Below are 19,244 nucleotides of genomic sequence, written 5' to 3'. Positions count from 1 at the left end.
CCCTCGGGCGAGCCACGCCAGTCGGTCCAGGGTCACCGGATCCTCCCGCCCGTCGTAATAGCGGTCCAGCACCGCACGAAAGTCTCGGCAGCAGCACCTGACGGCGTGGCCGCCACCCTCGCAGGCCCGTCCGAACAACGTCATCGAGGAACGCAGCTTGATGTCGTCGGGCCAGCCCAGGATCTCCTCGATGGACCGGTCGGGCACCGCGTTGATCAAGCCCACGCACTCCTGCAGTCGCGGCCCCAGCACGGCGTGCGCCAGGTAGGCACGCGCCTCCGCGGGAGAGGCGATCCCGAAACGCTCCGCCATCGCGCTGGCTCCCAACCCTGAGAGCTGCGGAAAGATGAACCACATCCAATGGCTGCGCTTGCGGCCGGCGCGCAGTTCGCCGAGCACGGTGTCGTAGACACCGGCCTGCGCGTCGACGAAACGTTGTAGCCCGAACGGGTCGGAGGTTCCGGCCATGCCATCAACCGTGGCACAGTTCGACCTGCAGCAGGGAAGGAGCAGCGATGTCGAAGATCAGGCGGCGGGTTCCCAGGATCGGTGATCTTGCGCCACTGATCCGTGTCCGCCGGCCCCGGTTGAACCGCACCGCGCTCCGGCTTGAGACCGCGCTGACCGTGGAAGACCTGCGTCTGCTCGCCAAACGACGCACCCCGCGAGCCGCCTTCGACTACACCGACGGCGCAGCCGAGGACGAGATCTCGTTAAACAGAGCCCGACAGGCCTTCCGGGACATCGAGTTTCATCCGGCTATCCTGCGCGACGTCTCCTCGGTCGACACCAGCCGCGAGGTGCTCGGCGCGCCGGTGGCGTTGCCCTTCGCGATCGCACCGACCGGCTTCACCAGGCTGATGCACACCGCGGGAGAGCTGGCCGGAGCCCGCGCCGCCGAGGCCGCCGGGATCCCGTTCTCGCTGTCGACCTTGGGTACCGCCTCGATCGAAGACGTCGCAGCGGCCGCCCCCGGGGCCCGCCGCTGGTTTCAGCTGTACATGTGGCACGACCGCGACCGGTCGATGGCGCTTCTGCGCCGCGCCGCCGAAGCCGGCTACGACACCCTGCTGGCGACCGTTGACTGCCCGGTCGCCGGGGCGCGGCGGCGCGACTCCCGCAACGGCATGTCCATTCCACCGGCGCTGACGCTGCGCACGGTCGCCGATGCGGCGGTGCATCCGGCCTGGTGGTTCGACCTGCTCACCACCGAGCCGCTGTCCTTTGCCTCGCTGGACCGCTGGTCGGGCACCGTCGCGCAGTACATGGACACCATGTTCGACCCGAGCCTGACCTTCGATGACCTGGCCTGGGTCAAGTCCCAGTGGCCTGGGCGATTCGTCGTCAAAGGCATCCAGAGCCTCGCCGATGCCCGCGCGGTGGTCGATCGTGGTGTGGACGGCATCGTGCTGTCCAACCACGGCGGCCGCCAGCTGGATCGAGCGCCGGTACCGTTCCAGCTGCTGCCCGAGGTGGCGCGTGAGGTCGGGGCCGACACCGAGATCCTGCTGGACACCGGCATCATGTCGGGCGCCGACATCGTCGCGGCGATCGCACTGGGCGCCCGCTGCACCCTGATCGGCCGGGCCTACCTGTATGGCCTGATGGCCGGCGGACAGGCCGGGGTGCACCGCGTGATCGACATCCTCGCCGAGCAGATCCGCCGCACCATGCGGCTGCTCGGGGTCAGCGAACTGGCCGAACTGTCGCCGCAGCACGTCACCCAGCTGCAACGGCTGGTGCCGCGCCGATAGCGCACTGCGCTCCTGCCGGGTTTTCGGTGCGGCCGATCCGGGTATATGCGCTGCTGTGAATGGCCACAAGGAACTGGTACGCCGGCTACTGCGGCGTGCGGGTACCACCTACGCCCAGGAGGCCGGTATCCGGTTGCGGAACCAGCCGATGCCGCTGTTTCAGCTGCTGATGCTGTGCATGCTCGCCAGCAAGCCCATCGACGCCGGCATCGCAGCTCGCGCGGCCCGCGAGCTGTTCAAGTGCGGGTTGCGGACCCCACACAAGGTTCTCGAAGCCGAGCGCCAGACGCTGATCGACGGAATGGGCCGGGCCCACTACCGCCGCTACGACGAGAGTTCGGCCACCATGCTGGTCGAATTGGCCGAGGCGGTGCAGACCGACTACGGCGGTGATCTGCGCCTGCTGGCCGAACGCAGCGGACGCGACATCGCGACGGCCGCCGAGGCGCTGAAGTCCTTCAAGGGAATCGGTGATGTCGGCGCGAGCATCTTTCTCCGCGAGGTCCAAGACGTCTGGCCCTGGGCCCGCTCCACGTTCGACGCCCGCGCGCTGGATGCCGCGCGCGATCTCGGATTGCCCAGTGATGCAAACCAACTCGGCGCACTGTCGCAGGGACGCAATGCCGAACTCGCTGCGGCACTGGTGCGTTACTCCGCCGACGCCGGTGTCCGCGAGCGTCTGGCCGAATGACAGACGGAGGGCTAGCCGTGTCGACATCAGCCACGTTCGTGATCGTCGGCGCCGGACTGGCGGGGGCTAAGGCCGCCGAAGCCCTCCTCGACAAGGGCTTCGACGGAACCATCGTGCTTGTCGGGGAGGAACCTCAACTGCCCTACGAACGGCCGCCGCTGTCGAAAGAGTTCCTCGCGGGCACGAAGACCCTCGGCGACTTCACGGTGAAACCCGAGACCTGGTATCGCGAACACGAAATCGATCTCCGGTTGGGCAACCGTGTCGTCAGTGTGGATACCGCCGGTCACAGCGTCAGGCTGGCCGACGGCGCCAGCCTCGGTTACGACAAACTGCTGTTGGCGACGGGTTCACGGTCGCGGCGGCTACCGATCCCGGGAGCCGACGCCTCCCGCGTGCACTATCTGCGGACTGTCGAAGATGCTTCCGCTCTGGATTCGGCACTGACAAGCGGAGATTCGCTAGCAGTGGTGGGCGCGGGCTGGATCGGTATGGAGGTGGCCGCCGCCGCACGCCAGCGCGGTGTCGACGTCACCGTGGTGGAAAGTGCCGCGCTGCCGCTACTGGCCGGCCTCGGCGCGGAGAACGCCGCGGTCTTCGCCGACCTGCACCGCGAGCACGGTGTCGACCTGCGTACCGGTGCGACGGTCGCCGAGATCACCACCGCCGGCGGTGCCGCCGCCGGCCTGCGGTTGGGCGACGGCTCGCAGATCCGCGCGGATTCGGTGCTCGTGGCGGTCGGCGCCCAGCCCAATATCGAATTGGCTGAGCAGGCAGGACTTTCCACTGGTGACGGCGGCGTACTGGTGGACGCGGGGCTGCGCAGCAGCGACCCCGACATCTACGCCGTCGGCGATATCGCCGCCGCACAGCACCGGTTGTTCGGCACCCGGATCCGCACCGAACACTGGGCCAACGCCCTCAAGCAGCCTGCTGTCGCTGCGTCCGGCATGCTGGGCGAAGCCGCCGAATACACCGAACTGCCTTATTTTTTCACCGATCAATATGACCTCGGCATGGAGTATGTCGGCTACGCGCCGCACTACGCCCGGGTGGTGTTTCGCGGTGATCCCGCCAGCCGTGAGTACACCAGCTTCTGGCTCGATGACGAGAACCGGGTACTCGCCGGGATGAACGTCAATATCTGGGAGGGCCTCGACGACATCAAGGCCCTGATCAACGCACAGGCCCCCGTCGATCCGCACCGGCTGGCCGACCCGCAGGTGCCGGTGGGCGACCTTTCACGCTAGCCGACGGCGCCCGAGACCTAACGCAGCGTCGCGGTGCCGTCTTCGTGCACGTCGACCGCAGCACCGGCGATGTCCTCGCGCACTGTCGATTCGGCGGCATCCGGATCCCGCAGCACCGCCAGAGTCCGTGACCCGTCGGGCGTGCGGACGGCCAAGAATGCCTGCAGGGGGCGCCCGTCGCGATCGAACGGTGTGGTCCAGGACTCGACCTTACCGCTGCCTTGCCACTGCACCACTGACGGCCGGGTGTCCTGCGCATCCACCTCGGATTGCACGTCTTCCCAGCGGAATCCATCCGGTGGCGGTTCGGTTCCGTACACGCCGAAACTGTGCTTGGTCAGGTAGCCGCCGTTGGCGGTGATCAGGCCACGCCGCCCGGGATTGGCCACCAACAGTTCGGCCAGGGTGGCGATCGAATGCATGACGTAGTTGTTCCACGGGCCGCCGGCGAAGGTGAGCCCACCGGTGACGGTCAGTGGCCGATCGGGGTCATCGGTCCGAAGCCCGAGTTCGGCCGCCGCGACCTGCACCGCAGACGGGAAGCACGAGTACAGGTCGACGTAATCGATCTCGCCGATGTTGGCGGCGCCGGCCAGCTCCAGCGCGCGGGCCCCGGCGATCCGGATTGCCGGTGATCGGTGCAGTTCGGCCCGGTTGGCAATGGCGTAGGTGTCGTGGGCGTCGGTACCGGCCTGCGGGAAAACCCAGGTGTCGGTGGGAATCCGCAACTCGGTGGCGGTCTGAACCGAGGTCAGCACCAGCGCGGCCGCCTGATCCACCATGTTGTTGGAGTTCATCAACTTGGTGTAGGGCCAGCTGATCATCCGGTTCTTCGGGCCGGGCTGCCAGATCTCTTCTGCGGCCACGGCGTTCCGGATCCACGCGTGCGGGTTGTCGGCGGCGACCGCACTGAACCGCGACCACAGTTCACCGATGCGCCGGCGATGATCGTCGACCTTCTCCCCCGCGGCGATCCGCAACGCCTGTTCGAACAGTGGGTAGACGTAGGCGGGCCGGTCCAATCCGATGCGCTCTTCGGCCGGGCCGACCATCGGCACGTCTTCGCCCTCGCACACGGCCATCGGGATCGAGTCGTCCTGCTGTGTCCACGCCAGTTTCCCGCCGGCACGCCGCAGCCTGGTCCGGGTGCGCCACGTCTCACCGCCGGCCACCAGCACGATGCCGGCGCGGCCGTCGCGGATGTCCAGGCAGGCTTGATTCACCAGGGACTGGGGCACGTTGCCGCCCACCGGGCTGTACCGGGTGGCGGGGCGCTGCGCCCCGATCCGCTGACCGAGCAGCGCACCGGCATCGCGGTAGCGCGCGGAGAGCAGGTTCACCACCCGGATCGAGTCGACCGCGCGCAGTACCCGGTCGTGCGCGGCGTGGCGGGCGGCGGCCACCATGAGGTCGACGGGTTCTATCGCGTCGGTGTCGTCGCGGTGGTTGACCTGGCCATAGCCGATCAGTACCGGTGTCCGGGGGTCGACAGGCATGGACGTCAGATTAATCCGCGGCGAACAGGGGTCGGTCTCGCGGTCACCTGTTCGCAGCGGCATGGCGCACACGGTCACCCGCGGACAGCGCCGGTGCGATGGCAGTGAGACTAAAAGGGTGCCGCATCTGTCACTGCTGCGGCCAGCCTTCCAGCGATCTTGTTGGCTTCATCGTCGACATGTTGGCCGCAGGCCTTGATATCGAGAACCACGTTGGTGACCACCCCCAGCACGCGTTGGCACGTGTAACCCTTGCCATCGGCGAGGGTGAATGACTGAGAAATCTTCGGGGTTTCCCCGACCACGTCACCGACTTTCCACGTGTATGTGTCCGTTCCGCGGTAGGTCACACTCACGGTTTGCCCGGCGCAGGCCTTCCACGGGATTGCCGAAGCCCGAATGAAGGCAGCGGCCCGGTCGGTTTCTTCAGGAAACACCGCTACGTCCTGGTCGACGAAGGAATTCTCGTCGATTCCAGCGCGCGCCATTCCACCGCGATCCTCAGACACCCGCCAGGTCACCCGCCCGCCGCCACTGTCCCGATACGACCGGTCCAACCCTGGGTAGAGCACACTGGCACATTCAGGTGGTGATACCTCAATCGTGCCGCGGGTGTGCTTCGCCTTATGGATGCCACTTTCAGCCGTCTTCATTCCATCGACGCCCATGATGGTGTTGAGGGTGTCGTCCTCGAGTAAGGCGACATCGATCGACTGCGACTCTGCCTGGCTGTGCAGCACCGCTGCACCGACCGTGGCGACCACCGCGACCCCGGCGGCGGCGGCAAGCAGCCACCTGCCTCGTCTGAATCGTGTGCGCCACGGGTGTGCTGCGGGGGAATCGCTGGCTACAACCACGACCGGCCGAGCACGCGCGGCGGGTGACTCCTCAGGGCCATGCAGGCTCGACGACAAGGGTGGAACGACGACCGCTTGCAAGCTCGAAGGCGATCCCTCCACCGCAGAGACCAGAGTCGGCGGCACGCCCTCCACGGAGCTCCGATCAGCGGCCACCTCGACCGATTGAGGACGGGCGAAGGGCACGGTCGCCAGTCCGACCGGGGTCGAGAGGGCGGTGTCGCAAGCGCCCAGTAACGCGTCGACCTCGCTGCGCGTGCGCCAGGTCACGTCGGGACGATCGCGCAATAGATACAGCAGCCGCACGATGTCGCGCTGCGCAGCGGTATCGGAGCAGTCCTCATCGAGCTTGGCTCTCAGCTCCGATACCAAGCCGGCCTGTTCGTAGTGGCTGAGCGCCGGGCTGGCAAGAACCGTGGCTAACCGCATCAGATACGCAAAGGGCACCTCCGGCTCTGCCGGCAGGGACGGTGGCAGGGGACCACACTGAGCTTGTCGCTTCTTCAGCGCGGAGATCAATCGGACTTCGGTGTCATGGCTGGGATTTCGATAGTCAATGATTTGCGTGGCGGCAAGCGGGGTGACCCGCACGCTGTCGACCGGTCCGATTTGAACGGGGAGAATCGGGCGCTGCAACGCCTGCGCATACTGCAATTCTGCCGCGCACGGTTTGGATACCAGTGAATTCTTCGACAGAGCGATGATGAATACATCGCACTCACGGATCTTCTCCAAGATCGTTTGCCACCACGCCTCACCACCGCCGAGCTCATCATCCAGCCACACTGCCTGACGAGTGCGCCGCAAGACCGCCAATAAACCGTCAAGTGATGAGCGATCCTGGCTGGCGTGACTCACAAAAAGCATCATCGCCTCCGGAAAAATCAATCTGAGGTGAAGCTTACTGAGTAAAATCCGCTTGACAATACTGTTGGATAGATTGGTAGCCCCCATTCCGACTCGGTGCATGTTCGCCCGTTTGGCTGCGCGGTTGCGTTCCCTAGCCACCCCGCGCCGCCTTAGCCGCTACGCGCTCACCGGTATGGCGGTCCTCATCGCCTGGCTCTGCGCGCTCGCCCGCTGGCCGAGGGCTGCCGACGGACTGCCCGCATGGTTGAGCTGGTTCGGCCGTCCCGGGTCATGGACGACGGTCTTCCTGACAGCCGCTGCGCTGGTCGGTGTCTGCATCCTGGCGCTGCGAGCAACAGGCAATAGGCCAACGGGGAACGCGCCCGCCGCAATCACGGCCGGGCTGGCCGTCACGAGCGCACTACTCGGGCTCAGTTCCTTCTGGGACTGCCACGACAGCGATCATCTGCCGTTCTTTCAGCCGCTGATCTGGACAGCAGCGCTACTCAAGGGCGGCATGACAGATTTTTCGATGAGTGGGCAGGTTTGCCCGGAGGCCGCTCCAGTGGCGCTGGTGGTGGCGCAGCTCTCAGCGCTGGGCGCCCTGTTCACCGGGCTAGCCGGCGTTGCGCTCGCGCTCTTCCGGTCGCAAGCGGATCTGATGCAAGCGAACCACGCAACTTCGGTCACCGCAGCAATCGGCGTTGACGATGACTCCGGCGCGATGATCGGAGGCATCGCGCGGACTCTGAATCGACGCGACACCCTCGTCGTCATCGTCGACGCCGCCGATGTACGCGGGGCACACAGCGCCCGCACCCATGGGGCTCGGGTGATAGCGGTCGACCTCAACGCCCCTTCGTCGCTTGAATCACTCACGCTGTGGCGGCACCTCGAGCGGTTGTACCTGCTGTCAGCCGACCCGTCTAACAACCGGTTGTGGCTCGACACTATCTCTGGAGCGCTTGCCCGCTCGGGCAACCGCCAACGCCGACTTCCGCTGGTAGTTCGAGTGGACGATCCGTGGCAAGCCGAGGCGTGGCGAACTCAGCAGCTCGGCGGAGCCGATTCCCGATGGGCCCTAGATACTATCGGCAAATACGAGATAACCGCCCGTTGGCTGCTGGAACAAATCGTCGCAGTCAAGCTAATTCGCCGTGTATTTATTTGCGGTACTTCGCAGTTGACGCTGGCACTCTGCGCAGATCTGACCCGACTCAAGTTGGAGCGCGACTACTACAGTGCCCCAACCGAGACGGCGTTACCGTCCTTCACGCTCGTCGGGGAAGACGCCGACGAGTGCCAGCGCGACCACGAATTCCACCGAGAGCAAATCGGGCTGGCCGCAGCCGGACCGGTCATCGATGTGGTGTCAAGCGCGCCGACCGTTCCGACATTGGAACGACTCATCAATGACGGCGACCCGGCAACCAGCGCCGCGATCTTCGTCGATGACTGGACGCGCGGTCCTCGAGGCGCCGCAACCGCCGGCACCAGATTGGCTGCCCGCTTCCCTACCATGCCGGTCTACAGCTGGGATCCCGACAGTCGGGTGAGCGACAAGCCGCTACCGATCGTGGGCCGCTTACGCACCTACCGCCTCATGTTGGAGTTTCCTGACGTCCAAGCTCCCGACGCTTGGGAGCGGGCTGCCAGCCTCATCCATGAGCGCTACCTCACCACGCTCGGGCCCCAGGCCCAACCTCTTCCCTCACGACTGCCGTGGAAAGAACTCGACGAGTTCTACCGTGGGTCCAACCGACGGCAGGTTCGCAACGCCTTGTGGATGGTTGAGCAGATTGCCGCGCACACCTGGAACACCTGGGGCGACGCGCCCGCACCGCTGGCGGAACGCGACATGGCCGGCCTGTCACCACTTCAGCAGCTCGATCTGATGGGTTTCGACCACACCTCAGCGATGGACATGGCCCGAGCCGAACACCAGGACTGGTGCCGCTACTACCGACACAACGGTTGGAGATACGGACTGAACCGCGACGATAAGCACCGAATCCACGACAAGCTTGTCGACTGGTCGGTGGTGCAGGCCGATCCGCAGCTGCTCAACGGCGTCCTGCTGGGTGTGGCGAACACGCTCTGGAGCCTTCGCCAGCTCGGCTACCGATCTCACCCGGTGTGGCGGCCCTACCTCCGGACCGGGACCGTGACCGCCGAGCAGCAGGATTCGCCCTGGACCTGGACTTCGCCGTCCGGAGCGACAATGCGGGCCGGTCGGGGCGACTGGCTCATCCAGGAAAACGGTGCGAATTGGTCGGTGCGCAACGACATTTTCCGATCCAGCTACCGGCACGTCAGCGGGCACGAATGGCAACGGTGCGGCAAGGTCCTCGCGCGACCGGCGGACCCCGGCGAAACCATCGAAACTGCAGAAGGACCTGCTTTGGCGGCCGACGGCGACTGGGTGGTTCAAGGCAATGCGGGCGACCAGTGGCCGGTCCCGGCCGATGTGTTCGCGCGACACTACACAGCACTCCCGCCCAGCGAGTGAGAGAGCGTTTGCGCACAACCCCCGGCCGCGGGCGCGTTCGGCGAATCCACTAATCCGCGGCGAACAGCACGCCGTCGGCGATCAACCGGTCGGTCTCGCCGTCGTCGAGTTCGAGCAGTGACCGGCAGATCTTCCGAGTGTCCTGACCGGGTAGCGGTGCGGGCCGCTGCGGCGCCACCGGGATGTTGCGGAAGGGGGCAGGGCCGGTTTCCGCCGGCAGCGGGTGCTCGATCAGGGGGTGGATCATGGGCGCGTACACCGCGCGGTGGGCCAGCTGGGGGTCGTCGGCGACATCGGGCGGCCGGTTCATCGGCGCGGCGGGCACGCCGTGGCCCTGCAGCAGTTCGGCCACCCCGGCGGCGGTGCGGGCCATGGTGTGATGGCCCAACGCTGCGGCCAGCTCCGCACGGTGGGTGATGCGTCCGGATCCAGTGCGCCAGCGCGGCTCATCGGCCAATCCGTCGTCGAAAGCCGCAGCGACAGCACGCATATCGGCATCGGACCGGATCGAGATCACACACCATTCGTCATCGCCGGCGCACGGGCAGACCAGATCCACCGCGGTGTCCGGCTGGACCGATGCGCCCGCGGCGCGGGCCACGTAGCTGGTGTCCAGCTGGTTGACCGCGGTCTCGGCCTGCGACACGTGAACGTGACTGCCGGCGGCGGTACGCCGGCTCCCGATCAACGCCGCGAGCGCCCCGATCGCGGCGACCCGCGCTACCACGTGGTCGGGAAAGACCGTGGTGGCATCGTAGAACGGGTGGCGCTCCGAGTCGCCGGAGTCATCCGGAGACGTCCACAGCGCGGTAACCCCGGCGGTGGCACGCACCAGCGGGCCGTACCCCATTCGGCCGCTCCACGGCCCGGACTCCCCGAAAGCGCTGCTCTCAGCCAACACTACCCGCGGGTTGATCTCACGCAGCACCTCGTAGGAGAAACCCAGGGCGGCAAGCGTTCCCGGTTTGAAGTTGGCCAGTACCGCGTCGGCTTCGCCGACCAGTCGCGCGAAGATCTCCTTGCCGGCCGGACTCCGCAGATCCAGGCCGAATCCCGATTTGTTGCGGTGCGTCCAGGCGAATGACTCGCTCATCGCCTCACCGGGGCGGGCCTGCCGCAGCCCGTCCGGGTAGGCCGCGCTCTCCACCTTGATGATCTCGGCACCCAGGTCTCCGAAGAGACGGCTGGCCTCGCCGCCCGCCACAATGATCCCCAGGTCGATGATGCGTAGTCCCTGGAACGGCCAGGCGCCCGCCTCGCCGACCGGTGCCCGCTCGGCCAACGGTTCGGCCAGCCAGCCGGCGCTCGCGTCGCCGACCGCCGGTGCCGGGGTTCGGAATCCGGATCGGCCGCCGTCGACCACGTAGTAGCCGGTCGGTATCGCCGCGGTCAGGCCCGGAACCAGCTCGGCCTGTGTGACCGCCCCCGCGGCCACGAAGTGCTCTTCGGTCAGCACCTTCGCCGGATCCCCCACCGCCGCGATCGGCACTCCCCTGGACTGTCCGGCGCTGACCAGATCCGCCATGTCCTGGTTGGCAAACAGTTCCCGCAGCAGCGCGCTGATCTGCGGCCAGACCGCGAACCGCTCGCCGATCACGCCGTATTTGGGGTCGGCGAATTCGGCCGGTTCGCCCAGCCAGGTCCACAGTGCACGCCACTGGCGCGGTGACATGACACAGAGCCGGACGTAACCATCGCGGCACGCGTAGATCGGGTAGGCGTCCTGGTTGCGGGGCCGTCCACGCCACCGGGTCGACCTGCGTTGGGCCGCGGCGGCCTGGCCGTGCGCTCCGAATACGGGATCCAGCACGGCCACCACCGCATCGAATCGGGAGAAGTCCAGGTAATCCCCGCTACCACAGCGCAGCCGGTTGTAGTAGGCGACCAGCACCGCCCAGGCAGCCTGTACCGCTGCGGTTGCCGAGGCGATCCCGTCCGGCGGCAGTACCGGGGTTCCGGTGGTGGGGCCCGACCGGGACAGGGCACCGGAGAGTGCGTAGAGCACCGCGTCGGTGGCCTGCCACTGTGCGCGCGGCCCGCTCGTCCCGAAATCGGTGACCGACATCGTCACCAGGTGAGCGAATCGATCGGCCAGTGCAGCGCAGGAGGTCCCGAACTCCGTCGCGCGGCCCGGCAGGCCGCTGTCCACCACGATGTCGGCGGTATCAGCCAGCTCGTCGAAGCGCCGGCGGTCCCGCTCATCGGCGGGGTCCAAGGTGATGCTGCGCTTGTTCGCGTTGTGCAGCGCGAACGCAACACTCACACCGCCCAGCAGCGGAGCCGCGGCCCGCGCCGGACTGCCGCCGGGGGGCTCCACCTTGAGCACGTCGGCTCCCAGGTCGGCGAGTAACCGGGTCACCGCGTCGGCGTCGCCGCCGGCCAGATCGAGCACACGAACCGATTTCAGCAGCACGCAGTCAGGGTAATGAATCGGTTGCCGCGGTCACGCTTGGGCGCGACAATGGAAAAGGTGAGTGCAGCCGACGCGACTCCGTCACCGCCCACCCTCTCCAACGATGAACTGGCTCGCCTCGATGCCTACTGGCGCGCCGCCAACTATCTCTCGGTAGGTCAGATCTATCTGCTGGACAATCCCCTGCTGACCGAACCGCTGCGGGCCGAGCACATCAAGCCCCGACTGCTTGGGCATTGGGGCACCACGCCAGGGCTCAACCTGCTCTACCTCCACCTCAACCGGATCATCCGCGAGCGCGACGCCGACGTCATCTTCATCACCGGGCCCGGCCACGGCGGTCCGGCACTGGTCGCCAACGCCTACCTCGAGGGAACCTACAGTGAGGTGTACACGGGCATCGGCGAGAACGTCGACGGGCTGCGGAAGTTGTTCCGGCAGTTCTCTTTTCCCGGCGGTATACCCAGTCACGTGGCGGCCGAGACACCGGGCTCCATCCATGAAGGCGGCGAGCTCGGCTACGCGCTGGTGCATGCCTTCGGTGCGGCCTTCGACAACCCCGAACTGGTAGTGGCCTGCGTGGTCGGCGACGGCGAGGCCGAGACCGGACCGCTGGCGGCCAGCTGGCACTCGAACAAGTTTCTCAACCCCGCCGTGGACGGCGCGGTGTTGCCGATCCTGCATCTCAACGGCTACAAGATCGCCAATCCCACTGTGCTGGATCGTATTCCGCAGTCGGAGTTGGAATCTTTGCTACGCGGTTACGGGTACCGGCCGATCACCGTCGCCGGGGACGACCCCGCCGTCGTACACCAACTGCTCGCCGCCGCCCTCGATGACGCGTTCGACGACATCGCGGCGATCCAGCGAGCCGCGCGCACCGAGGGCTCGTCGATGCGGCCGGTGTGGCCGATGATCGTGTTGCGTACCCCGAAGGGCTGGACCGGGCCGAAGGTGGTCGACGGACGACAGGTGGAGGGGACCTGGCGGGCGCACCAAGTGCCGCTCGCGCAAACCCGCACCGACCCCGAGCACCGCCGGCAACTGGAGGAGTGGCTCCGCAGTTACCGCCCGGGTGAACTGTTCGATGCCTCCGGTCGCCTGCTGCCGGAGTTGTCGGCGCTGGCGCCGCGCGGGGACCGCCGGATGAGCGCCAACCCGCATGCCAACGGAGGGCTGCTGCTCCACGATCTGGACCTGCCTGATTTCCGCGACTACGCGGTGCCGGTGACCCGGCCGGCCACCGAGATGCACGAGGCCACGCGGGTGCTCGGCACGTTCCTGAGCGACGTCATCGACCGCAACCGCGACCGGTTCCGGTTGATGGGTCCCGATGAGACCGCCTCCAACCGGCTCGCGGCGGTCTTCGACACGACCGACCGGGTCTGGCTGTCGAAGACCGTCCCCGGCGACGATCACCTGGCCCCGGACGGGCGAGTCCTGGAAGTGCTCTCGGAGCACCTGTGCCAGGGCTGGCTGGAGGGCTATCTGCTGACCGGCCGGCACGGGCTGTTCAACTGCTATGAGGCATTCGTGCACATCGTCGACTCGATGTTCAACCAGCACGCCAAATGGCTGGCCGTCAGCCGCGAACTCGCGTGGCGGCAACCGATCGCCTCGCTGAACTATCTGCTGACCTCCCACGTCTGGCGTCAGGACCACAACGGCGCGTCACACCAGGATCCCGGGTTCATCGATCTGGTGGCCAACAAGCGACCCGAAGTGGTGCGGGTCTACCTGCCGCCGGACGCCAACACGCTGCTGTCGGTTGCCGATCACTGCCTGCGCAGCCGCAATTACGTCAACGTGATCGTGGCCGGCAAGCAGCCGGCGCTGGCCTACCTCGACATGCCGGCGGCGGTGGCGCACTGCACCCGTGGTCTGGGTATCTGGGAGTGGGCCGGCACCACCACCGGTGAGCCGGACGTCGTGCTCGCCTGCGCCGGGGACATTCCTACGCTGGAAACCCTGGCCGCCGCCGACATCCTGCGTGACGAGCTGCCCGACCTGGCGGTACGGGTGGTGAATGTCGTGGACATCATGCGCTTGCAACCGACGACCGAACATCCACACGGGTTGCCGGACACCGAATTCGATGCACTGTTCACCCGCGACAAGCCGGTGATCTTCGCCTACCACGGCTACCCCTGGTTGATCCACCGACTGACCTACTCGCGGGCGAACCACGACCAGATGCACGTGCGCGGCTTCCGCGAACGCGGCACCACAACCACACCGTTCGACATGGTGATGCTCAACGACCTGGACCGTTTCCACCTGGTGATGGACGTGATCGACCGGGTACCGGGATTGGGTGGTCGCCACGCGGTACTGCGCCAGCAGATGGTCGATGCGCGGATGGCCGCGCGGCTCTACACCCGCGAGCACGGGGAGGATGATCCCCGGATCACCAACTGGACCTGGCGATCGGGCGCAGAGCCGAACGGCGGCGAGATAAGGTGACGGCCATGACTGCTCACCCCGCACCGGTCCGGAGGCGCCGCAAGGCGATGTCGTTGCTGCTCGGCGCCCTTGTCGCGTCGGCCACCATCGCCGGTGCCGGGGCGGCCGGCGCGACGCCGGACCTCACCAGGGTGCCGGTCCGCTACGACCTCACCGGTACCGGGGTCGCCAGCTACATCACCTACCAAGTCCAGAACGGTCAGGCGCACGCCACCAACGCCACGCTGCCGTGGTCCCTTCAGTTGACCGGCGCGATGACGAACGCAGCCAGTCCGTCCTCGTACTCGCTGAGCGCGCAGAGCGCCGGTCCCGGCGCCCTGACCTGTACGGTCACCGTGAACGGCAAGGTGGTCAGCGAGAACACCGCCACCGGCAACCCGGCGCGCGTCCTGTGCGAGACCCACGGCCCCAAGTAACCGGCAGTTGGCGCGGCTCGAGGCAGGAGAGCCGAAGCTGGGAGGGCGTCCCCCGACGACGCACAGCCCCGACGCGGTGTCGCGCGTAGAATTCGGTCCAATGTCTGGCCACGAGTTCGCGGTGCCGTGGGGGCGGCACCCGTTGGTGTCGCAACTCTCGGCACTGAATCATTTCCGCGCCTTCGTCGACGTCGCCGTCGTCGTGGTGGTGCTGGCGCTCGCCAATCTGATCGCGCATTTCACCACCCCGTGGGCCGCGGTCGCCACCGTCCCGGCCACCGCCATCGGCTTGATCGCGCTGGTCCGCTATAGCGGCCTGAGCTGGAGCGAGCTCGGCCTGGGCCGGGCGCACTGGAAATCCGGGTTCGGCTATGCGCTGGCCGCGGTGCTGGTGGTGGTGTCGGTGATCGCGATCGGCGTGCTGTTGCCCGCGACCCGGCCGATGTTCCTGAACAACCACTACGCCACGGTCTCCGGTGCGCTGGTCGCATCGATGGTTGTCATCCCGCTGCAGACCGTGATCCCCGAAGAGTTGGCGTTTCGCGGCGCGCTGCACGGTGCGTTGCACCGGGCGTGGGGGTTTCGTGGCGTCGCGGCGGCAGGTTCCCTGCTGTTCGGTCTGTGGCATGTCGCAACATCACTCGGCCTGACCAGCAGCAACGTGGGTTTCACCCGGATTCTCGGAGGCGGGTTCTTCGGCATGCTGGCCGGCGTGACACTCGCGGTGCTGGCCACCGGAGCCGCGGGCTTCGTGTTCAGCTGGTTGCGGCGGCGCAGCGGCAGCCTGATCGCGCCCATCGCGCTGCACTGGTCCCTCAACGGGGTCGGCGCGCTGGCCGCCGCGCTGGTGTGGCAGGTCTCTGGCTGAGTCGGCCCGGCGGTTCAGCGAGGCTCGACGCAGGAGAGCCGAAGCTGGGAACGCCGCATCGGCCCCGCGCATCAGACCAGCAGCACCGCCGCACCTGCGATCCGGCCCGCACCTAGATCGGCCAAAGCCCGGTCGGCCTCACCTAGCGAATACTCCGGCGTGGTCACTTCGATGTGGTGCGCTGCGGCGAAGTCGAGAAAAGCGCGGGCATCCGCACGAGTGTTGGCCGTGACCGACCGGATCTGACGCTCGCGGAACAGGTGGCGCTGGTAGTTCAGCGGTGGGATGTCGCTGAGGTGGATTCCGGCGATGGCCAGTGTGCCGCCGGCGTCCAGTGCCTGACAGGCGGGTAGCACCAGCTCGCCGACCGGGGCGAACAGGATCGCGGAGTCCAGCGGCACCGGTGGCGGATCGGCGGCGCCCTGGGCCGAGGCCACACCCAGTTCCAAAGCCAACTCCCGCGCTCGTTCCCCGCGGGTCATCACGTGTACCTCGGCGCCACTGGCGAGGGCGACCTGCGCGGTGATGTGCGCACTGCCGCCGAACCCGTAGATGCCCAGCCGCCCACCCGGAGGCAGGTCCGCCCGCTGCAAGGACCGGTAGCCGATAATGCCCGCGCACAGCAACGGCGCCAACTCGGTGTCGCGGTAGCCGCCGGGCAGTCGGAGGGCAAAAGCTGCTGGCACCGTGGCGAATTCGGCATAGCCGCCGTCGTCATCCCAGCCGGTGTAGCGCGAATGCGGGCAGAGATTCTCGTCGCCGCGCCGGCAGTAGCGACACGTGCCGCAGGTGTGCCGTAACCAGGCGATTCCGACCCGGTCCCCCACTGCGAACTCGTCACCGGCGTCGGCACCGACTTCGACGACTTCGCCGACCACCTCGTGGCCGGGGATCACACCGGGGCGGTGCACCGGAAGGTCACCCTCGGCGACGTGCAGGTCGGTACGGCACACGCCGCAGGCCTGCACGGCCACCAGCAGTTCCGAGGGTTCCGGTCGCGGCACCGAGGTACTGACCCGCTCAAGTGGCCGGTTGGCTATAGGACCGGGACGTCGGACGCGCCATCCCGTCATCGACACACCCGCCACCTGCGACGCCATAGACCTATGGTGCGCTTTCCACGGCCGGGCCGGCTACCTGCGGCGAGCCAATCCGACGACCCACAGCAGGATGATGGCCCCGCCCAGGGAGACGAAGAAGGTGAACCACCTGCGGCCGTGCTCCACGTCGACACCGAGCCAGCCGAGCAGCATGCCGCCGAGGAAACCGCCGATCACGCCGATCACGACGTTGAGCAGGATCCCTGAGCCACCGCGCTTCATGATGCGGTTCGCCAGCCAGCCGGCGATGCCGCCGATCAGGACGTAGGCCAGCCAGCTGACCGACGTCGGAGTGGACAGCGCTGCAGCGAGATAGCTTCCGGCCATGGGCGTCATCGGGGCTTAGGCAGCGGGAGCGGGTCCCTGCGCGGGAGCGGGTCCCTGCGCAGGAGCGGGTCCCTGTGCCGGAGCCGGGATTCCCGGAATGCCCGGCGCCGGACCCGGCGCTGCTTCCGCGGGGGGTGCGCCCAGCGGCCGAATGGACTCGGCCAGCGCGATGGCCGCGTTGGTGTCCACCGGGTTGTTGGCGGTGCCCAGCCACACCACGAACCAACGCTCGGCCTGCGGGCCGGTGCCCTCGGCCGGCGGCACGCCGATCACGCCGCTCCAGATCTGGCCGACCGGCTTGGCCGGGTCGGTGAACTTGACCTCGTAGTACGACGCGCTACCGGTCAGACCACCGCCGTTGAGCGGAGCGTTCACCTGGTTGGCGCGGGTGCCGGGGTAGGGCATGAAGAACTCGCCCATGTCCGATCCGAGGCGGGTGGCGGCCTTGGCGTTGTCGGCTTCAGCGCTGGCGTAGAGCCGCTGGTCGAGCTTGCCGAGCACGATCCGGGTGTCGTTGGCCACCGGCGCCGGCTGCCCCGGCAGCATCGGCTCACCGGTCTTCTTGCTCAGCAGCGACGAACCGTACTCAAGGTGGCTGGTGTCGGACTGCACCCAGCCGCCGGGCAGCACGAAGCTGAAACCGCCCGCGACGTCGTCGACACGACCCACCTCGGGTGCGGCGGGCTCAGCGGCCGGAGCCGGGGCGTCCGGGTCGGCCGGCGGGGCATCCGCGGTGGCCGGCGGTGCGGGAGGAGACGGCGGCACCGGATCCGCATACACCGGCGCCGCAGCGGCGAATGCCAACGCACCCGCGACCGCAGTCGCGGCCATCGCCCGAATTCCCCTGGAGGTCAGGTCCACCTGCTTCATGGCAGAAAAACCTACCGCGTTGCCATCCGTACGCAAGTTACGCCATGCCGGGGTGTGTCGCGCGCAAGGTCACTTCCTGGGCTTTGACCCCGAACCAGACCGTCTCACCGGGCGCCAGACGGAGCTCCGCCGCTGCGTCCGCGGTGATGTCCGCTGCCAGCCCCGGCGCACCGTCGGGCTGGTCCACACCGCGCACCTGGACCGTGCTGCCGCGTACGTCGAGCTCGGCCACGACCACCTCAAGCAGATTGCGCGGACTGCCGTGGCGCGGCGGCTCCCGGTAGACCGCCACCGCCCGCGGTGTGCTGACCGCGACCGCCGGCCGGCCCGGCTCCGCACCGTCGTCGGTGGTGCCGTGCCACTGGTCTCCCCACCCGGTCCGCAATACGCCGGCGGCGTCAAGCACCCCCGCGACCAGATTGACGCCGGCGATCTGGGCCCCGAAGCGACTCCGCGGTGCAGCCAATACCTCTGCGGCACGGCCTATCTCGGCAATCCGACCGGATTCGAGGACCAGGACCCGATCAGCCAGCGCAAACACGTCGAGCAGATCGTGCGTGACCAGCACGGTGGTGCGTCCGGCCGCACCGAGCACGTCGCGCAGCACCGTGCGCACCGCTGAAGCCGCACCCACGTCGAGCCCGGCCAACGGCTCGTCGAGCAACAGCACCTCCGGTTCAGCGGCCAGGGCGCGGGCGATCGCGACCCGCTGCTCCTGCCCCCCGGAGAGGCGGCGCGGCCGGCGCTCGGCCAGCCCTTCGACGCCGACCGCGTGCAGCCACGGCGCCGCGAGGGCTCGGGTGCGCGCCCGGCGCAGGTCGAAGCGACGCCGGGGATGCGACCCGAATGCGACGTTGGCCGCCACGCTCAAATGCGGGAACAGCAGCGGATCCTGCAGCAGCAGGCCCACCCGGCGATCCCAGGTCGCCACCTGAACTCCGGCCCGGGTGTCGGTCAGCACCCGATCGCCTGCGCGGACCACGCCCTCGTCGGGCCGCAGCAGTCCCGCAATCACGTGCAGCAACGTCGACTTCCCGGCGCCGTTGGGTCCCAAGACCGCCAGCACCTCGCCCGGGCCGACGTCCAGCCGCACGTCCAGGCCGCGCTCGGCGACCACGGCCTGCACGCTGAGCCCCCCGGTCGCGGCGGTCACCCGATGCTGCCCAGTCGTCGGGCGCCCAGGACGAGCACCACCACGGCGGCAACAGCCACCAGCAACAGCGACATCGCCGCCGCGGCGTCGGCATCCGACACGCGTTGCAGGTAGATGGCCAGCGGCAACGTCCGGGTGACACCTTCAAGCGAGCCGGCAAACGTCAGCGTCGCGCCGAATTCCCCGAGTGACCGCGCGAATGCCAGAACCGCTCCGGAGATCAGGCCC

Annotated in this window: 15 protein-coding genes and 1 pseudogene; 7 read left to right on the top strand and 9 right to left on the bottom strand. The window is 67.9% G+C overall.

The features are described 5' to 3' along the window. Positions 1-468: DUF1810 domain-containing protein (locus LI94_RS13730; RefSeq protein WP_082105755.1), on the bottom strand; the 468-nt coding region annotated here is incomplete at its 3' end. A 47-nt stretch (positions 469-515) separates the two neighbouring features. Between LI94_RS13730 and LI94_RS13725 the strand changes: the two genes are divergently transcribed. The 3 genes from LI94_RS13725 to LI94_RS13715 are packed head-to-tail and all read left to right on the top strand — an operon-like array spanning position 516 to position 3,695. Continuing rightward, positions 516-1,754, top strand: a complete 1,239-nt coding sequence (locus LI94_RS13725; RefSeq protein ID WP_024443747.1) for an alpha-hydroxy acid oxidase — start codon at positions 516-518, stop codon at positions 1,752-1,754. 55 nt (positions 1,755-1,809) lie between these two features. Then, positions 1,810-2,445 carry an endonuclease gene (locus LI94_RS13720; protein WP_046301514.1) on the top strand — a complete coding sequence of 212 codons (636 nt, stop codon included), beginning with the start codon at positions 1,810-1,812 and terminating at the stop codon, positions 2,443-2,445. Between the two features lie 17 nt (positions 2,446-2,462). Further along, positions 2,463-3,695, top strand: coding sequence for an FAD-dependent oxidoreductase (locus LI94_RS13715; RefSeq protein WP_024443749.1), 1,233 nt, complete (start codon positions 2,463-2,465; stop codon positions 3,693-3,695). A 17-nt stretch (positions 3,696-3,712) separates the two neighbouring features. On the opposite strand, the gene LI94_RS13710 is transcribed toward LI94_RS13715, so the two are convergent. Next, a complete protein-coding gene (locus tag LI94_RS13710; protein ID WP_024443750.1) occupies positions 3,713-5,191 on the bottom strand; it encodes an acetyl-CoA acetyltransferase in 1,479 nt (492 codons plus the stop codon). Positions 5,192-5,301: 110 nt separating this feature from the next. Further along, positions 5,302-6,936 carry a sensor domain-containing protein gene (locus LI94_RS13705; RefSeq protein WP_192830975.1) on the bottom strand — a complete coding sequence of 545 codons (1,635 nt, stop codon included), beginning with the start codon at positions 6,934-6,936 and terminating at the stop codon, positions 5,302-5,304. 79 nt (positions 6,937-7,015) lie between these two features. Between LI94_RS13705 and LI94_RS13700 the strand changes: the two genes are divergently transcribed. Continuing rightward, on the top strand, positions 7,016-9,406 hold the full coding sequence (locus tag LI94_RS13700) for a hypothetical protein (protein WP_046301513.1): 2,391 nt from the start codon (positions 7,016-7,018) through the stop codon (positions 9,404-9,406). Between the two features lie 49 nt (positions 9,407-9,455). On the opposite strand, the gene LI94_RS13695 is transcribed toward LI94_RS13700, so the two are convergent. Then, positions 9,456-11,837 (bottom strand): CoA transferase, encoded by a 2,382-nt coding sequence (locus LI94_RS13695; protein ID WP_046301512.1) that lies wholly within the window; start codon positions 11,835-11,837, stop codon positions 9,456-9,458. A 39-nt stretch (positions 11,838-11,876) separates the two neighbouring features. Between LI94_RS13695 and LI94_RS13690 the strand changes: the two genes are divergently transcribed. The 3 genes from LI94_RS13690 (at position 11,877) to LI94_RS13680 (ending at position 15,566) form a co-directional block, all read left to right on the top strand. Next, positions 11,877-14,282, top strand: a complete 2,406-nt coding sequence (locus tag LI94_RS13690) for a phosphoketolase family protein (protein WP_239651226.1) — start codon at positions 11,877-11,879, stop codon at positions 14,280-14,282. A 5-nt stretch (positions 14,283-14,287) separates the two neighbouring features. Beyond that, positions 14,288-14,698, top strand: coding sequence for an MmpS family transport accessory protein (locus LI94_RS13685; protein WP_081654632.1), 411 nt, complete (start codon positions 14,288-14,290; stop codon positions 14,696-14,698). 100 nt (positions 14,699-14,798) lie between these two features. Then, positions 14,799-15,566, top strand: a complete 768-nt coding sequence (locus tag LI94_RS13680) for a CPBP family intramembrane glutamic endopeptidase (protein ID WP_024443756.1) — start codon at positions 14,799-14,801, stop codon at positions 15,564-15,566. A 71-nt stretch (positions 15,567-15,637) separates the two neighbouring features. Here LI94_RS13680 and LI94_RS13675 read toward each other — a convergent pair whose 3' ends face one another. The 5 genes and pseudogenes from LI94_RS13675 to LI94_RS13655 all read right to left on the bottom strand — a co-directional run. Further along, positions 15,638-16,666 (bottom strand): zinc-binding alcohol dehydrogenase family protein, encoded by a 1,029-nt coding sequence (locus tag LI94_RS13675; RefSeq protein WP_024443757.1) that lies wholly within the window; start codon positions 16,664-16,666, stop codon positions 15,638-15,640. Between the two features lie 33 nt (positions 16,667-16,699). Next, positions 16,700-17,002 carry a GlsB/YeaQ/YmgE family stress response membrane protein gene (locus tag LI94_RS13670; RefSeq protein WP_036458643.1) on the bottom strand — a complete coding sequence of 101 codons (303 nt, stop codon included), beginning with the start codon at positions 17,000-17,002 and terminating at the stop codon, positions 16,700-16,702. Between the two features lie 6 nt (positions 17,003-17,008). Further along, a complete protein-coding gene (locus LI94_RS13665; RefSeq protein WP_036458644.1) occupies positions 17,009-17,863 on the bottom strand; it encodes an alanine and proline-rich secreted protein Apa in 855 nt (284 codons plus the stop codon). Between the two features lie 37 nt (positions 17,864-17,900). After that, positions 17,901-19,016 (bottom strand): ATP-binding cassette domain-containing protein, encoded by a 1,116-nt coding sequence (locus LI94_RS13660; RefSeq protein ID WP_046301510.1) that lies wholly within the window; start codon positions 19,014-19,016, stop codon positions 17,901-17,903. Further along, a pseudogene (locus LI94_RS13655) lies at positions 19,013-19,244 on the bottom strand (molybdate ABC transporter permease subunit); the annotation flags it as partial. The gene LI94_RS13660 and the pseudogene LI94_RS13655, both read right to left, overlap by 4 nt.

The organism is Mycobacterium sp. UM_Kg27 (genome assembly GCF_000972905.1).
Taxonomy (GTDB): domain Bacteria; phylum Actinomycetota; class Actinomycetes; order Mycobacteriales; family Mycobacteriaceae; genus Mycobacterium.
Note: the sequence above shows the minus strand (reverse complement) of the source record. Positions and strands in the feature narration are given on the sequence as shown.

Excerpts from the sequence above, each read along its gene's own strand:
- LI94_RS13680 (WP_024443756.1), top strand. The coding sequence starts at position 14,799 with ATGTCTGGCCACGAGTTCGCGGTGCCGTGGGGGCGGCACCCGTTGGTG.
- LI94_RS13670 (WP_036458643.1), bottom strand. The coding sequence starts at position 17,002 with ATGACGCCCATGGCCGGAAGCTATCTCGCTGCAGCGCTGTCCACTCCG.
- LI94_RS13710 (WP_024443750.1), bottom strand. The coding sequence starts at position 5,191 with ATGCCTGTCGACCCCCGGACACCGGTACTGATCGGCTATGGCCAGGTC.
- LI94_RS13685 (WP_081654632.1), top strand. The coding sequence starts at position 14,288 with ATGACTGCTCACCCCGCACCGGTCCGGAGGCGCCGCAAGGCGATGTCG.
- LI94_RS13700 (WP_046301513.1), top strand. The coding sequence starts at position 7,016 with ATGTTCGCCCGTTTGGCTGCGCGGTTGCGTTCCCTAGCCACCCCGCGC.
- LI94_RS13665 (WP_036458644.1), bottom strand. The coding sequence starts at position 17,863 with ATGAAGCAGGTGGACCTGACCTCCAGGGGAATTCGGGCGATGGCCGCG.
- LI94_RS13725 (WP_024443747.1), top strand. The coding sequence starts at position 516 with ATGTCGAAGATCAGGCGGCGGGTTCCCAGGATCGGTGATCTTGCGCCA.
- LI94_RS13675 (WP_024443757.1), bottom strand. The coding sequence starts at position 16,666 with ATGGCGTCGCAGGTGGCGGGTGTGTCGATGACGGGATGGCGCGTCCGA.